This is a genomic window from Streptomyces sp. NPDC127129, assembly GCF_042671585.1.
Lineage (GTDB): Bacteria > Actinomycetota > Actinomycetes > Streptomycetales > Streptomycetaceae > Streptomyces.
In genome coordinates this window covers 1-14,340 of the sequence record NZ_JBHXTV010000008.1, presented here as the reverse complement: position 1 = coordinate 14,340, position 14,340 = coordinate 1, and the positions used below count along the sequence as shown (strand labels likewise).

Below are 14,340 nucleotides of genomic sequence, written 5' to 3'. Positions count from 1 at the left end.
GGGCATCCATCCCCGGCCCCGAACGAGCCTGGCCGGAACGCGATCGGGTACGGCGCCCCGCGGCGCCCCTCCGGGCGGGCAGGGCGCCGCGCGACCTGCGCTACGGCCGGTCGAGGCGGAGCCGGACCGCCTTCGGGAGGCCCGCGACCACCAGGTCGTAGGAGTCCTCGACGAGCTCCCGGACCATGCGGTCCGGGAGCTCGCCGACGGTCACCGTGTTCCAGTGGCGCTTGTTCATGTGGTAGCCGGGGGCGACCGCCGGGTACTCCTCGCGGAGCCGCACGGCCTCCTCGGGCTCGCACTTGAGGTTGACACGCAGAGGTCTGCCGTCCAGCCAGGACAGCGCGAACATCTTCCCGGCGACCTTGAAGACGGAGGTGTCCGGCCCGAAGGGGAACTCCTCCGTCGCGTCGTTGAACTCCAGGCAGAACGCGCGCAGCTGGTCAGGCGTCATCCCCGGTCCCTTCGGATGCGGCGGGCACGGGCTCCACGAGCACCGTCACGATCTTGTTCCGCCGGCCCGCCGGGGACTCGGCGGTCAGCCGCAGGGAGCGCCCGTCGGGCAGCTCCACGACCGCCTTGGCGCCCGAGATCGGCACCCGGCCGAGCGCCTTGGCCAGGAGTCCGCCGACCGTCTCCACGTCCTCGTCGTCGTACTCGTCCGGGCCGAAGCCGTACAGCTCGCCGAGGTCGCCGATGTCGAGACGGGCGGTGACCCGGAAGCGGTCGTCGCCCAGCTCCTGGACCGGCGGAAGCTCCCGGTCGTACTCGTCGGTGATCTCCCCGACGATCTCCTCCAGGATGTCCTCGATCGTCACGATCCCGGCCGTGCCGCCGTACTCGTCGATGACGACGGCGACGTGGTTGCGCTCCTGCTGCATCTCGCGGAGCAGGTCGCCCGCGTTCTTGGTGTCCGGCACGAAGGCGGCCGCCCGCATCGCCGTGGACACGAGGTCCGCCTCGGCGTCCCGGTTGATGTGCGTCTTGCGGACCAGGTCCTTCAGATACACGATGCCGACGATGTCGTCCTCGTTCTCACCCGTGACGGGGATCCGCGAGAAGCCGGACCGCAGCGCGAGCGTCAGCGCCTGACGGACCGTCTTGTACCGCTCGATGCAGATGAGGTCGGTGCGCGGCACCATGACCTCCCGTACGAGCGTGTCGCCGAGCTCGAAGACGGAGTGCACCATCCGGCGTTCGTCGTCCTCGATCAGCGACTCCTGCTCGGCCAGGTCGACCATCGCCCGCAGCTCGGCCTCGGAGGCGAAGGGTCCCTTGCGGAAGCCCTTGCCGGGGGTGAGCGCGTTGCCGACGAGGATGAGCAGCTGCGGGATCGGGCCCATGACGCGGGCCAGCGGCAGCAGGACGTACGCGGAGGCGGTCGCCGTGTTCAGCGGGTGCTGCCGGCCGATGGTGCGCGGAGAGACGCCGACGGCGACGTACGAGACGAGCACCATCACCACGATGGCGACGAGCAGGGCCTGCCAGGTCTCGGAGAACTCCTCCAGGCAGGCGTACGTGACGAGGACCCCGGCCGCCATCTCGCAGGCGACGCGGACGAGCAGCGCCACGTTGAGATAGCGGGTCGGGTCGGCGGCGACCTGCGCCAGCTTCTCGGCGCCGCGCCGCCCCGACCGTACGGCCTCGGCGGCGCGGAAACTGGAGACCCTGGCGATGCCGGCCTCGGCGCAGGCGGCCAGCCAGGCGACGATGACCAGGCCGACGGCACCGAGGATGAGCGATGCGTCCATCGGGGGCTCAGGAGACGGTGGGCGCCGGGGAGGGGCCGGTCAGGCCCTTCTCCGCGCGCCAGCCGTCGACGATCGCCGCCTGGAGGCCGAACATCTCGGCCTTCTCGTCCGGCTCCTCGTGGTCGTAGCCCAGCAGGTGCAGCACTCCGTGGACGGTGAGGAGCTGGAGCTCCTCGTCCATGGAGTGCTGCGTCGGCGCGTCCTTGCCCTGCTGGGTGGCGACCTCGGGGCAGAGCACGATGTCGCCGAGGAGGCCCTGCGGGGGCTCCTCGTCGTCCTTCGTGGGCGGGCGCAGCTCGTCCATCGGGAAGGACATGACGTCCGTCGGGCCAGGGAGGTCCATCCACTGGATGTGGAGCTGCTCCATCGCCTCGGCGTCCACGACGATCACCGAGAGTTCGGAGAGCGGGTGGATGCGCATCCGCGCGAGGGCGTAGCGGGCGATGTCGAGGATCGCCTGCTCGTCGACCTCGGTTCCGGACTCGTTGTTGACGTCGATCGACATGGTGCTCGTCTGCTCCAGCTTCGGGATGTCACAGGCCGTTTCGGCTGTCGTACTGCTCGTACGCGTCGACGATACGGCCGACGAGCTTGTGCCGGACGACATCCTGGGAGGTGAGCGCCGAGAAGTGGACGTCGGGGACACCGTCCAGGATGTCGCGGACCTGGCGCAGACCGCTCTTCGTGCTGCCGGGCAGGTCGACCTGGGTGATGTCACCGGTGATGACGATCTTGGAATCGAAGCCGAGGCGGGTGAGGAACATCTTCATCTGCTCGGGGCTCGTGTTCTGCGCCTCGTCGAGGATGATGAACGCGTCGTTGAGCGTCCGTCCTCGCATGTACGCCAGCGGCGCGACCTCGATCGTGCCCGAGGCCATCAGCTTCGGGATCGAGTCCGGGTCGAGCATGTCGTGCAGGGCGTCGTAGAGCGGGCGCAGGTACGGGTCGATCTTCTCGTAGAGCGTGCCGGGCAGGAAGCCGAGCCGCTCGCCCGCCTCGACGGCCGGCCGGGTCAGGATGATCCGGGTGACCTGCTTGGACTGCAGGGCCTGGACCGCCTTGGCCATGGCCAGGTACGTCTTGCCGGTGCCCGCGGGGCCGATGCCGAAGACGATCGTGTGCTTGTCGATCGCGTCGACGTACCGCTTCTGGTTGAGGGTCTTGGGGCGGATGGTGCGACCGCGGCTGGAGAGGATGTTCTGCGTGAGCACCTCGGCCGGGGTCTCCTGGCCGTCCTCCGCCTTGCCGTTCTCGCTCGCCCTGAGCATGGCGATCGAGCGTTCCACTGCGTCCTCCGTCATCGGCTGTCCGGTGCGGAGCACCAGCATCATCTCGTCGAACAGTCTCTGGATGAGAGCGACTTCCGTCGCCTCGCCCACCGCGCTGACCTGGTTGCCCCGGACATGGATGTCGGTCTTCGGGAACGCCTTCTCGATCACGCGCAGGAGTGCGTCACCGGAGCCGAGAACGGTCACCATCGGATGCTTGGCGGGGACGGTGAAGTGGGCGCGGGCCTCGCCCGGCGCGCCCTTGGGGGCTGTGGGTGTCTGAGTCATGGGCCGGCACTGTGGCCTGCACATACCTCCCGTTGCAGGGTTCTCGCTGCTCGACAACCTCTGGGATACCAAGCCTACGACTTGTCACTGACACGGCCGAAGGCTTTTACGACGGGGCCGCTCTGAACCCGATCGTCGGGACCGCGCGGCGCAGGGGCCAGGGCCGGGTCGCGGCCGGGAGGAGCCGCTCCAGGAAGGCGTACCGGTCTCGCAGGGCCTCCGGGTCCTGGCAGACGTGCTCCTGGACGTGCTCCCACCAGGTGGCGACCTCGCCCCAGCCGGGCGCGGAGAGCGAGCCGCCGAACTCCTGGACCGAGAGCGCGGCGATCAGTCCGGCGAAGGCCAGCCGGTCGGCGAGGGGCCAGTCCGCGAGGGTGCCGGTGACGAAACCGGCCACGAACACATCGCCGGCGCCGGTCGGGTCCAGGGCTGCCACCTCGATGGCCGGCACCTCCGCGGTCTCGCCGGTGGCGCCGTCGACGGCGTACGCGCCCTCCGCGCCGAGGGTGACCACGGCGTAGCGGACCTTGTCGGCGAGCGCGCGGGCGGCGGCCCTCGGGCAGTCGGTGCGGGTGTAGCGCATGGCCTCCTGGGCGTTGGGCAGGAACGCCTCGCAGTGCTCCAGGTCGGTCAGACCGTTCAGGTCCCAGCGGCCGGTGTCGTCCCAGCCGACGTCGGCGAAGACCCGTGCGCCGCCCCGCGCGGCCTGGGCGACCCACTCCTCCCCGCGGCCCGGCGCGAGCGAGGCGACGGCGGCCCGGGCGTGCGGCGGGTAGGCGGGCAGGGCGCCGTCCAGGGGCGGGGCCTCGTGGCCGTGGGAGACCATCGTGCGCTCGCCCTCGTACGCCATGGAGACGGTGACCGGGGAGTGCCAGCCGGGCACGGTGCGGGAGAGCGAGAGGTCGATGCCCTCGCCCTGCTCCAGGGCGTCCCAGCAGTACTCGCCGTAGTGGTCGTCCCCGAACGCGGCGGCGAGCGAGGTGCGCAGGCCGAGGCGGGCGAGCGCGGTGGCCATGTTGGCGACGCCGCCGGGGCTGGAACCCATGCCCCTGGCCCAGGACTCGGTGCCGCGCACGGGGGCGCAGTCGAGGCCGGTGAAGATGATGTCGAGGAAGACCGTGCCGGTGAGGAAGACGTCGCAGGCGGGGTCGGTGGGCTCGCGCAGACGCACCAACGGGTCGACTCCCGCGTCGCGTTGCTGGTCTCCCCTTGCTGTGGTCACGGCAGGCTCCCCGAACGTGGTGCGGATCAGGTCAAGTGTGCCCGATGGGGCCTGAGTGGCGGGTGCGGCGAGATGAAAAACGGCTGCGGTTACCCGGGGAATCAGGGCCCAAACCCATAGTGACTCAGATCACATGCCGAATGCCGGGTTTCCTTCCCTTTCGGGCTTCTGCGGGCCCCCGCCCGCTTGATAGATATGTCCCGCGATCCCGTGCAACACCGGGCGCCCCTCCCATACCTCCCGTTCCCTGGAACACCCATGTCGTCGCGCCCGCGTGCCCTGGGGCCCCTTGTCGCCCTGTTCACGGCCGGTTATCTCGCTCCGTACCTGCTCCCGACCGTCGTCGGCAGACTCTCCGCCGGGCTCGGCCTCACCCCGGCCCAGGCGGGCCTGGTCGGCTCGGTGCTGCTCCTCTCCTCCGCCTCGGCCGGGTTCACGCTGGCCGCGCGCGTGGAGCGGCTCGGCCCGCGCCGGGCGGCCCGCATCGGCCTGCTCGCCATGGTCGCCGGCTACGGCTCGGCGGCGCTGACCACGAGCGTTCCGCAGGTGGTCGGCGGCGCGGTGCTCGGCGGCTTCGGTTCCGGTACGACGCTGGCGGTGGCCGCGGCGGGCATCGCGTCTCAGCGGGACCCGCACCGGGCCTCGACGCTCGGCCTGCTCTCGGTCTCGGCGACGGCCGGCGCGCTCTACCTGTCGCTCCCCCACCTCGGCGGCGGCCACGCGCTGCCGTTCGCGTCCATCGCCGTGGCGGCGGCGCTGGTCTGGCCCCTGACGCGCGGCTTGGCGGGCGGCCTGGCGGGTGGGGGCGGACGCCCGGCCGCCGCGGAGCCGGTCCGGGGCGGGGGCTCCCCGCTCCCCCACCGGCGCTCCGGTCTCGTCCTCGCCGGGGCGATCCTGTGCTGGTCCATGGCGCAGAACGCACTCTGGGGCGTGAGCGGCCGGATCGGACTCACCCAGGCCGGGCTGAGCGAGGTCACCGTCGGCGCCGTCTTCGCGGTGGCCCTGGGGGCCGGGCTCGCGGGCGTGACGGCCGCGGGGGCGCTCGGCTCGCGGATCGGCCGGGCCGCGCCGGTCGGGGCGGGCACGGCGATCATCGCCGGGTGCGTACTGATCAGCTCACGCGCGGAGAACCTGGCCGCCTTCGCGACCGGCGAGATCCTCTGGAACGTCTTCTACCCGGTCGTCCTGTCGTACCTGCTCGGTCTCGCCGCGTCCCTGGACCCGCGCGGCCGCTGGGCCGTGCTGGTGGGCTCGGCGTCCTCCCTGGGCGTGGCCTGTGGGCCGGTCGCAGGCAGCGTCCTGTCCGAGCAGGCCGGATACCCGGGCATGGGCCTGGTCCTGTGCGTCCTGCTCCTGCTGGTCGCGGTCCCGATGACGGCGGTCGCGCTGCACACCTCCGGCCGGCCGCTGGTCCCCGGCTCCGTGCGCCGTCGCGGCGGCGCCCCGGCGGCGGTGCTCGCGGGCACGACGACCGCCGCGACGGGCCTGGTGCCGCAGATGGGCGCCCCCGAGCAGGAGGTCACCGAGATCCCGGTCCCTTCCCGCCGCCGCGCCGACCGCCGGTCCTTCCGCCTGGCCCGCCCGAGCGACCGGGGCTAGGGACCGTCCTGAAGACAACGGCCGGGCGGGGGCCCGGCGCCCGGCCGGCCCGTCCCTGTCCTCGGCTCCGTACGCCTCACTCCGCGTCGAAGTCGTACGCCTCGACCTCGGCCACGTACCGCGCCCTGCGGTCCTCGTCGTCGTCCAGGAACGACGCCTCGAAGGAGTTGCGGGCCAGCGTCCGCAGCTGCTCCCGGTCGAGGCCCAGCGCACCGCGCACCGCGTCGAACGTGTCGCCCACGTAGCCGCCGAAGTACGCAGGGTCGTCCGAGTTGACCGTCGCCATCAGACCCGCGTCCAGCATCGAGGCCAGCGGGTGGTCCTCCAGGACGTCGATCGCCCTCAGGCGTACGTTCGACAGCGGGCAGAGCGTGAGCGGGACCCGCTCCCGCACGAGGCGTGACACCAGCTCCGGGTCCTCCATGCAGCGCAGCCCGTGGTCGATCCGCTCCACGCCGAGGACGTCCAGCGCCTCGCGGATGTACGCCGGCGGGCCCTCCTCGCCCGCGTGCGCGACCTTGCGCAGACCGAGCGCCTCCGCCGCGGCGAACACCTCGCGGAACTTCGACGGCGGGTGCCCCACCTCCGCCGAGTCCAGGCCGACTCCCGTGATCCGGTGCAGATACGGCCGCGCGGCCTCCAGCGTCGCCAGCGCCGACTCGGCGGACTCGTCGCGCAGGAAGCACATGATCAGCCGCGTCGAGACACCGTGCCGCTCCTCCGCCCCGTCGAGCGCGCGGGCCAGGCCCTCGATCACGGTGCCGATCGGGATCCCGCGCGCCGTGTGCGCCTGCGGGTCGAAGAAGATCTCGGCGTGCCGCACCCCCTGCGCCGCGGCCCGCGCCAGATACGCGTCGGCCAGCTCGGTGAAGTCCTCGGCCCTGTGGAGCACGGCCATCAGCCCGTAGTACAGGTCGAGGAACGACTGCAGATCGCTGAAGAGGTACGCCTTGCGCAGCTCCTCGGTGTCCGCGTACGGCAGGGTGACGCCGTTGCGCGCGGCGAGCGCGAACGCCAGCTCGGGTTCGAGGGTGCCTTCGATGTGGAGGTGGAGTTCGGCCTTGGGGAGGGGCATGGATCTATCTTTTCGGTAGGGGGACCCTCATGAGGTCCTGGGCAATGCTCAGCTCGCCTTCGAACCCGGCCGCCCGCGCCTGCCGTTCGAACTCGGCGGGGTCGCCGTACCGCTGCGAGAAGTGGGTCAGGACGAGGTGCCGCACCCCCGCGTCGCGGGCGACGGCGGCGGCCTGTCCGGCCGTCAGATGGCCGTGGTCGGTGGCGAGGCGGACGTCCTCGTCGAGGAAGGTCGACTCGATGACGAGCATGTCGGCGCCCTCGGCGAGCGCGTGCACGCCGTCGCAGAGCCGGGTGTCCATGACGAACGCGAACCGCTGCCCGCGCCGGACCTCGCTGACCTCGTCCAGCGTCACGCCGTCCAGGACGCCCTCGCGCTGGATCCGGCCGACATCCGGGCCCTTGATGCCGTGCGCGGCGAGCCGCTCGGGCAGGATGCGGCGCCCGTCGGGCTCGGTGATCCGGTAGCCGTACGACTCCACCGGGTGCGAGAGCAGGTACGCCTCGAGGGTGTACGAGTCGGTCACCGCGAGGGGCCCGTCGGCGTCCACCGGGGCCTCCGTCAGCTTCACCGTCTCGCGGTAGGCCGTCGCGTACCGCAGCCGCTCGAAGAACCGCTGCCCGCTCGCCGGGTAGTGCGCGGTGACGGGGTGCGGGACCTGGTCGAGGTTGATCCGCTGGATCACCCCGGCCAGGCCGAGCGAGTGGTCGCCGTGGAAGTGCGTGACGCAGATCCGGTCGATGTCGTGCGCGGCGACCCCGGCCCGCAGCATCTGGCGCTGGGTGCCCTCGCCGGGATCGAACAGGATGCCCTGGCCGTCCCAGCGCAGCAGGTAGCCGTTGTGGTTGCGGTGCCGGGTCGGGACCTGGCTGGCTGTCCCGAGCACGACGAGTTCACGTACGGACACGTCTTATCCGGGGGGCCAGTTGAGACCGCGGCCGCCGAGGACGTGCGCGTGGGCGTGGAAGACGGTCTGGCCCGCGCCGGCCCCGGTGTTGAAGACGATGCGGAAGCCGGTGCCGTCGACCTTCTCCTGCGCGGCGATCTCGCCGGCCTCGCGCAGCACGTCCGCGGCGATGGTCGGCGCGGCGGCGGCGAGGCTGGCGGCGTCGGGGTAGTGGACGCGCGGGATGACGAGCACGTGCGTGGGCGCCTGGGGGTTGATGTCCCGGAAGGCGAGGGTGGTCTCCGTCTCACGCACGATCGTCGCCGGAACCTCCCCGTCCGCGATCTTGCAGAACAGGCAGTCGCTCTGCGGCTCTCCGGCCATGGCCCGGGCCTCCTCGCCTCGGAAGATCAGATACTCCGGCATCGTATCGGCCGTGTCACCGACCGCGCTCGGGTCCGGGGGCGCGGCGCTGCAGGGCGGAGCGGCTGACCCAGTAGGTGATGATCACGATCCAGAAGAGCGGATAGCCGAGCGCCCCGACGACGGACGCGTCCACCGTCACCATGGCCAGCGACACGGCCGAGTGGAGCCCGAGCAGTGCGACGGCGGTCACCATGGCGAGCACGGGCCGGCAGTTGCGTGCCACGAGGAGCAGCGGGCGGCGCAGCCTCGGCGGTACGCGCCGGGTGATCCACACCGCCCAGCCCGCCCAGCCGCCGACGAGGACGACCGCGCCGATCAGGTACGGGACCAGGGCGTCGCCGCCCGAGCCGCCGCTGCGGAGCGGCGCGGAGCCGAGGCCGGCGGCGAGGAAGCCGGCCAGGGCGACCCAGCGGGCTCCCGCGGCGGTGCCCCAGGCCATGGTCTCCAGGTTGTAGCGGGCCTGGCGGTCGTTCATGTCCAGCGCCGCCGACTCGACGAAGCCCTCGGCGGCCTTGGTCCACGCCCCCGGCCGGAACCAGCGGCGGCGCAGATGCAGCAGGGAGAGGTTGTTGTGGGCCTCGCTGCTCTGCGGATCGAGGCGCAGCGCCGTCTCGTAGGCCTGCCGGGCGACTCGGTGGTTGCCGGTGCGCTGGGCGGTGAGGCCGACGAGGAAGTGGGCGTCGCTCTCCTCGGGGCCGAGCGAGACGGCGGTCCGGGCCGCTTCGTACGCCTCGCGCCGGCGCTCGACGCGGACGGAACGGTCGAGGACGGTGCCGAGGGCGTAGTGGCTGCCCCAGTACTGCGGCGCGAGTTCGACGGCGTACCGGGCGGACAGCTCCGCCTCCTCGTACTCCTTCAGCGCGAGCAGGACGTGGGTACGCATCAGCCAGGCCGGCAGCGAGTCCGGTTCGGCGAGCAGGGCCGCCTCGACCGCATCGAAGGCCTCCTCTTCGCGGCCCATCCGGTGCCGGCAGCGGGCCAGCAGGACCAGCGCGGCGGCGTCCTGCGGGTCGGTGGCCAGATGCTGGGCGGCGAGGGCGGCGGCCTGCTCGTACCGCCCCACGTCGAAGAGGGCGTCGGCCCTGTCCAGGGTGGGGTCCATCAGACCTTGTCCCGGTCATGGGTGATGCTGAGCAGGTTCGGTACGAGTCCCACCCAGAACAGGATCTGCGGGATCGTGCGGTCGGTCCACGGCACGAGGAGCATCACCAGGGCGCAGAGGGTCGCGAGGGTGGCCTGCGCGAGGACGACCCGCGGCCAGAACAGCCTCCGCACGAGCGCGCGTACGGTCAGCTGGGCGCCGGTGCGCATCCGCCGGTAGCGGCGCAGGGCGCCGAAGCCCCACACCGCCGCCATCAGCGCGAGCGCCCAGAGCCGGGTGCCGAGGTCGATGGGGAGTTCCTTCGGCTCCTCGCCGTCGGTCGGGAAGATGTCGAGGGTGACACCCGCCAGGGCCAGGCAGAGCAGCGCGAGCCAGCGCGTCCCCCGCAGCATCCGGTAGACGGCCTTGTCGAGGTCCCTGCGCAGCCAGTTGGAGTCGGGGGCGGCGGCGAGGCCGCCGGCGTACAGGTCGGCAGCCTGGGCGGCGGAGGTGCCGGGCTTGGCGGCCTCGTCCTCGGTGGCCATCGTCACGGCGAGGGTGTTGGTGGGGTCGATCCGCAGGAGCTGCCGGACGGCCTCGTCGGCGAGGTCGGGGCGCCGGTTGAAAAGGGCGAGCTTGTACAGCGCCTCCCACGCGCGGGTCTCGTCCGGCCCCAGCCTGACGGCCTCCTGGGCCTCCGCGAGCCCCTCGGCGACCGCCGCCGCGTCGCCGCCCGGGAACCGGTCGCGCACGAAGGGCATGAGTTCGGCACGCACGGCACGCGGCGCCCAGTAGTCCGGGTCGAGACGGATGGTCTCCCGCATCGCCTCCTCGGCGTCGTGGGACCGCCCCTGCCGCCGCAGCGCGACACCGCGGATGTAGTGCCCGAAGGCGAAGTCGGGGGCGTGGGTCAGCGCCGCGTCGGCGGCGGCCTGGCCCTCGGCGTACCGCTCCTCGGCGATGAGGCAGCGGGCGAGCAGCACCAGCGCGTGGTGGTCGTCGGGTGCCTCGGCGATGCATCGGGCGACCCGTTCCCGGCTCTCGCCGTACCGGCCCATGTCGTACAGCAGCTCGGCCTGTTCGAACTGCGGGTGCTTCACGCTCACAGCTTCCGCTTCTTCTTCAGATAGGTGACGAGGTCGTCGTACATCCCGCCGTCGTTGGCGAACATCGCCACGTTGCGGGCGGAGGCGAACCAGGACTCGCTCGACGGCTTCAGCTGCTTCGCCGCGCCCAGCAGGTCCTTCATGTTGATCATGCGGACGGTGCCCGTGCGGGCGGAGTCGAGGAGGGCCGACTCGGCGGCGGTCTCGCAGAGATGGGCGAGGTCGGCTCCCGAGAAATCCTCGGTGATCTTGACGAGCTTGCCGAGGTCGACCGACTCGATGGGGCGCTCGCGCAGGTGGTAGCGGAGGATCGCCTCGCGGGCCGGAGCGTCGGGCGGCAGCACGAGCAGGGTCCGGTCGAGGCGGCCGGGGCGGCGCAGCGCGAGGTCCACGTCCCAGGGGACGTTGGTGGCGGCGAGGACGAACACGCCCTCGTTCTCGGCCCCGTCGACTCCGTCGAGCTCGGTGAGCAGCTGGTTGACGACGTTGCGCAGTCCGCTGTGGTGCGTACGGGAGCGCTTGGCGCCGAGGGCGTCCAGCTCGTCGAGGAAGACGACGCACGGGGCCTGGGCGCGGGCGGTCTCGAAGATGTCGTGGACGTTCTTCTCGGACGTGCCGATGTACATGTCGAGGATGTCGGAGAGCGAGATCGACATGAAGCTCGCGCCGAGTTCGCCGGCGACGGCGCGGGCGATGAAGGTCTTGCCGCAGCCGGGCGGGCCGTACAGGAGCAGGCCGCCGCGCAGGGACTTGCCGTACAGCTTGCGGAGTTCGGGGTTGCGCATGGGGGCGAGGAAGGCGGCCTCCAGGCGGTCCTTGACCTCCTGCATGCCGCCGACGTCGGCGAGGCGTACGGAGCCGGGGGCGTCGATGTCCCAGGCCGAGGCGTCCCCGGGGTCTCCGCCGCCGTCGGAGGTGAGCGGCTGCTCCAGGTCGCCGTCGGGGGTGCCGTCGTTGCCGCTCTCGACGAACCGGGGCCCGACGAGGTCCCCGACCTCCTGCTCGGCGGCGTTCCAGTCGAAGGAGGAGGACCGGGCGGGCGCGTCGTCGGCCGCGGGGGCGGCGGGGGCCGCCGGGTCGACGGTGGCTGCCGGGGCCTCGGTGGCTGCCGGAGCCACTGGGGCCGGTGGGGTCGCCGGGGCCGCGTCGGGTACGGCGGGGTGTCCCATCGCGCGGAGCATCAGCGCACGCGCCGCCTCGTCACCCGGCGCGCGCTGGAGCGCTACGGCGGCCTCGGTGACGGCCTCGTCGCCGCGCCCCTCGGCGAGGAGCAGTTCGGCGAAGTGCAGCCGCAGGGGCACGTCTTCGGGCGCGGCGGCGACCGCGGCGCGCAGACTACGGATCAGAGGAGACTCGTCGGACATGCGGTCACCCTATGAACCGGCCCGCCTTGCGCGCCCACCGGGTTCCCGGAATCCCCTTCGCCGCACCACCGGGTTCCGCGCATACCGTGGGCGCATCGGGCCACCGGCCGGCCCTAGCTCCAGCGGCCCGTGCGGCCGAGGAGCAGTGCCGTGGCCGCCGTACCGGCCGTAGAGGTACGCAGGACGCTGTGGCCGAGCCGGTACGGCTTCGCGCCCGCCGCCTCGAAGACCGCCAACTCCTCCGGGGACACGCCCCCTTCGGGTCCGACGACGAGCACGATCTCGCCCTCGGCGGGAAGTTCGGCGTCGGCGAGCGCGCCGCTCGGGTGGTCACGGTCCTCGTGCAGCACGGCGGCGAGGCCGGCGCCGGCGAGAAGCGCGGCGACCTGCTTGGTGGTCATCGCGTCGGCGACCTCGGGGAAGCGCGTGCGGCGGGACTGCTTGCCGGCCTCGCGCGCGGTGGCCCGCCACTTGGCGAGGGCCTTGAGCCCGCGGTCGCCCTTCCACTGCGTGATGCAGCGGGACGCGGCCCACGGCACGATCGCGTCGACCCCGGTCTCCGTCATGATCTCGACGGCCAGTTCGCCGCGGTCGCCCTTGGGCAGCGCCTGGACGACGGCGATACGGGGCGCGGGCGCGGCCTCCTCGTATCTGGCGGAGACCTGGACGGTCAGCTGGTCCTTGCCCTCGGCGCCGAGCACCACACAGTCGGCCCAGGCGCCCCGCCCGTCGGTGAGGACGACGTCCTCCCCCGCGCGCAGCCGCTTCACCGAAACGGCGTGACGGCCCTCGGGGCCGTCCAGGAGGAAGGGGCCGTTGCCGGGAACGGCCTCGACGACGAAGACGGGTGCGGTCATGAGGCGTTGCTCCTGTGGGCCTGCGCGGTGAGTGCGGTGTCGAGTTCGGCGGCCAGCACCTCGACGAGCCGGCCGGCGGGGAGTTCGCGGGCCAGCCGGTGCCCCTGGCCGGCCCACAGGGCCATGCCCTGCGCGTCGCCCGCGGTGGCGGCGGCCTTGCGGAGGGGGGCGGTGAGGTGGTGGACCTCGGGATAGGCGGCGGGGGCGTACGGCCCGTGCTCGCGCATGAAGCGGTTGACGAGCCCGCGCGCCGGGCGGCCGGAGAAGGCCCGGGTGAGCTCGGTGCGGACGAAGAGGGGGTTGGTCAGGGCCTGCTTGTGCAGCGTGTGCGCGCCCGACTCGGGGCACACGAGGAACGCGGTGCCGAGCTGGGCGGCGTCGGCACCGGCGGCGAGGACCGCGGCGATCTGCGCGCCGCGCATGATCCCGCCGGCCGCGACGATCGGCAGCTGCACGGCCTCCCGGACCTGGGTGACGAGCGTGAGGAGCCCGGTCCCGGCGAGCGCGGCGTCCGGGTCGTCGCGGTGCGTGCCCTGGTGTCCGCCGGCCTCCACGCCCTGCACGCAGACGGCGTCGGCGCCGGCCCGCTGGGCCGCCTGGGCCTCGTCGGCGGAGATGACGGTGACGATCGTGTACGTACCCGCGCGGGCGAAGGCGTCGAAGGTGTCCCGTTCGGGGCAGCCGAAGGTGAACGAGACGACGGGGACCGGGTCTTCGAGCAGGATCGCGAGCTTGGCGTCGTAGGCGTCGTCGCGCCCGTTGTCCGGGTCGCCGAGGGCCGTCTCGTACCAGGTGGCCTCCCCGGCGAGCTGGTGCCGGTACACCTCGACGGCGGCCGGGTCGGCGGGCTGCCCGCCGGGCGGCATGAAGAGGTTGACGCCGAAGGGCCCGCCGGTCAGCCCGCGCACCTGCTTGATCTCCTGGTACAGCCCGCCGGCGGTCTTGTACCCCCCGGCGAGGAACCCGAGCCCGCCCGCGGCACACACGGCTCCGACGAGCTCCGGGCAGGACGCGCCACCCGCCATGGGGGCCTGCACGATCGGGTATCGGGAGAGATCGATCAGCGCGGTGGACATGCAGGCATCGTGTCATACGGAAGGGGGGGGGCCGCGCCCCCCCGCGGGGGGGGCCCGGGGGCCGCGCGGGGGGTGGTGGTGGACATCAGGAGAGGGCCTTGTCCCACTTCTCGGCGAGGGTGGCCTTGGCCCGGTCGAGCTCGGCGGAGGCCGGGAAGGCGGGGGTGCCCTGGACCTGCGGGAGCTTGGTGACGGCGTCCTTGTCGGCGGTGCCGTCCTCGGTCATGACGGGCAGCAGCACCGGGCGGGCGTGTCCCTTGAGCCAGAGGTTCTGGCCCTCGGCGCTGTAGAGGTACTCCTGCCACAGCCGGGCGGCCGCCGGATGCGGGGCGTCCTTGTTG

14 protein-coding genes and 1 pseudogene are annotated in these 14,340 nt (G+C 72.7%); 1 reads left to right on the top strand and 14 read right to left on the bottom strand.

Annotated features, from left to right (window positions below):
* Positions 1-100: 100 nt before the first annotated feature.
* From ACFVGW_RS16780 to ACFVGW_RS16760, 5 genes are all read right to left on the bottom strand, one after another.
* Entirely contained in the window at positions 101-454 is a 354-nt protein-coding gene (locus tag ACFVGW_RS16780) for an MmcQ/YjbR family DNA-binding protein (RefSeq protein WP_383225624.1), read from the bottom strand.
* Positions 444-1,751: a hemolysin family protein gene (locus ACFVGW_RS16775; RefSeq protein ID WP_352187911.1), complete on the bottom strand. Its 1,308-nt coding sequence runs from the start codon at positions 1,749-1,751 to the stop codon at positions 444-446. The genes ACFVGW_RS16780 and ACFVGW_RS16775 overlap by 11 nt, the downstream gene beginning before the upstream one ends.
* A 7-nt stretch (positions 1,752-1,758) precedes the next feature.
* A complete protein-coding gene (ybeY, locus tag ACFVGW_RS16770) occupies positions 1,759-2,256 on the bottom strand; it encodes an rRNA maturation RNase YbeY (RefSeq protein WP_352187910.1) in 498 nt (165 codons plus the stop codon).
* Positions 2,257-2,284: 28 nt separating this feature from the next.
* On the bottom strand, positions 2,285-3,307 hold the full coding sequence (locus ACFVGW_RS16765) for a PhoH family protein (RefSeq protein WP_352187909.1): 1,023 nt from the start codon (positions 3,305-3,307) through the stop codon (positions 2,285-2,287).
* 106 nt (positions 3,308-3,413) lie between these two features.
* The gene (locus tag ACFVGW_RS16760) at positions 3,414-4,529 is read right to left on the bottom strand and encodes a PfkB family carbohydrate kinase (protein WP_352187908.1); all 1,116 of its coding nucleotides are present in this window, start codon (positions 4,527-4,529) and stop codon (positions 3,414-3,416) included.
* Positions 4,530-4,787: 258 nt separating this feature from the next.
* Between ACFVGW_RS16760 and ACFVGW_RS16755 the strand changes: the two genes are divergently transcribed.
* Complete coding sequence (locus ACFVGW_RS16755) at positions 4,788-6,128, top strand: MFS transporter (protein WP_385852498.1); 1,341 nt, start codon at positions 4,788-4,790, stop codon at positions 6,126-6,128.
* Positions 6,129-6,204: 76 nt separating this feature from the next.
* On the opposite strand, the gene ACFVGW_RS16750 is transcribed toward ACFVGW_RS16755, so the two are convergent.
* The 9 genes and pseudogenes from ACFVGW_RS16750 to ACFVGW_RS16710 all read right to left on the bottom strand — a co-directional run.
* Positions 6,205-7,203: an adenosine deaminase gene (locus ACFVGW_RS16750; protein ID WP_385852497.1), complete on the bottom strand. Its 999-nt coding sequence runs from the start codon at positions 7,201-7,203 to the stop codon at positions 6,205-6,207.
* 4 nt (positions 7,204-7,207) lie between these two features.
* Positions 7,208-8,110, bottom strand: coding sequence for a ribonuclease Z (locus ACFVGW_RS16745; protein WP_385852496.1), 903 nt, complete (start codon positions 8,108-8,110; stop codon positions 7,208-7,210).
* Between the two features lie 3 nt (positions 8,111-8,113).
* Complete coding sequence (locus ACFVGW_RS16740; RefSeq protein ID WP_352187950.1) at positions 8,114-8,473, bottom strand: histidine triad nucleotide-binding protein; 360 nt, start codon at positions 8,471-8,473, stop codon at positions 8,114-8,116.
* Positions 8,474-8,528: 55 nt separating this feature from the next.
* Positions 8,529-9,617 (bottom strand): tetratricopeptide repeat protein, encoded by a 1,089-nt coding sequence (locus tag ACFVGW_RS16735; protein ID WP_385852495.1) that lies wholly within the window; start codon positions 9,615-9,617, stop codon positions 8,529-8,531.
* The gene (locus ACFVGW_RS16730) at positions 9,617-10,702 is read right to left on the bottom strand and encodes a tetratricopeptide repeat protein (RefSeq protein WP_385852494.1); all 1,086 of its coding nucleotides are present in this window, start codon (positions 10,700-10,702) and stop codon (positions 9,617-9,619) included. The genes ACFVGW_RS16735 and ACFVGW_RS16730 overlap by 1 nt, the downstream gene beginning before the upstream one ends.
* The gene (locus ACFVGW_RS16725) at positions 10,699-12,066 is read right to left on the bottom strand and encodes a tetratricopeptide repeat protein (RefSeq protein ID WP_385852493.1); all 1,368 of its coding nucleotides are present in this window, start codon (positions 12,064-12,066) and stop codon (positions 10,699-10,701) included. The genes ACFVGW_RS16730 and ACFVGW_RS16725 overlap by 4 nt, the downstream gene beginning before the upstream one ends.
* Before the next feature lie 113 nt (positions 12,067-12,179).
* Entirely contained in the window at positions 12,180-12,923 is a 744-nt protein-coding gene (locus tag ACFVGW_RS16720; RefSeq protein ID WP_385852492.1) for a 16S rRNA (uracil(1498)-N(3))-methyltransferase, read from the bottom strand.
* Entirely contained in the window at positions 12,920-13,999 is a 1,080-nt protein-coding gene (locus ACFVGW_RS16715) for a nitronate monooxygenase (RefSeq protein ID WP_385852491.1), read from the bottom strand. Before ACFVGW_RS16715 ends, ACFVGW_RS16720 begins: the two co-directional genes overlap by 4 nt.
* An 85-nt stretch (positions 14,000-14,084) precedes the next feature.
* Positions 14,085-14,340 (bottom strand): annotated as a pseudogene (locus tag ACFVGW_RS16710) (ABC transporter substrate-binding protein); the annotation flags it as partial.

Coding starts and splice junctions, on each gene's coding strand:
- ACFVGW_RS16780 (WP_383225624.1), bottom strand. CDS start 454: ATGACGCCTGACCAGCTGCGCGCGTTCTGCCTGGAGTTCAACGACGCG.
- ACFVGW_RS16775 (WP_352187911.1), bottom strand. CDS start 1,751: ATGGACGCATCGCTCATCCTCGGTGCCGTCGGCCTGGTCATCGTCGCC.
- ybeY (WP_352187910.1), bottom strand. CDS start 2,256: ATGTCGATCGACGTCAACAACGAGTCCGGAACCGAGGTCGACGAGCAG.
- ACFVGW_RS16765 (WP_352187909.1), bottom strand. CDS start 3,307: ATGACTCAGACACCCACAGCCCCCAAGGGCGCGCCGGGCGAGGCCCGC.
- ACFVGW_RS16755 (WP_385852498.1), top strand. CDS start 4,788: ATGTCGTCGCGCCCGCGTGCCCTGGGGCCCCTTGTCGCCCTGTTCACG.
- ACFVGW_RS16750 (WP_385852497.1), bottom strand. CDS start 7,203: ATGCCCCTCCCCAAGGCCGAACTCCACCTCCACATCGAAGGCACCCTC.
- ACFVGW_RS16740 (WP_352187950.1), bottom strand. CDS start 8,473: ATGGCCGGAGAGCCGCAGAGCGACTGCCTGTTCTGCAAGATCGCGGAC.
- ACFVGW_RS16735 (WP_385852495.1), bottom strand. CDS start 9,617: ATGGACCCCACCCTGGACAGGGCCGACGCCCTCTTCGACGTGGGGCGG.
- ACFVGW_RS16725 (WP_385852493.1), bottom strand. CDS start 12,066: ATGTCCGACGAGTCTCCTCTGATCCGTAGTCTGCGCGCCGCGGTCGCC.
- ACFVGW_RS16720 (WP_385852492.1), bottom strand. CDS start 12,923: ATGACCGCACCCGTCTTCGTCGTCGAGGCCGTTCCCGGCAACGGCCCC.
- ACFVGW_RS16715 (WP_385852491.1), bottom strand. CDS start 13,999: ATGTCCACCGCGCTGATCGATCTCTCCCGATACCCGATCGTGCAGGCC.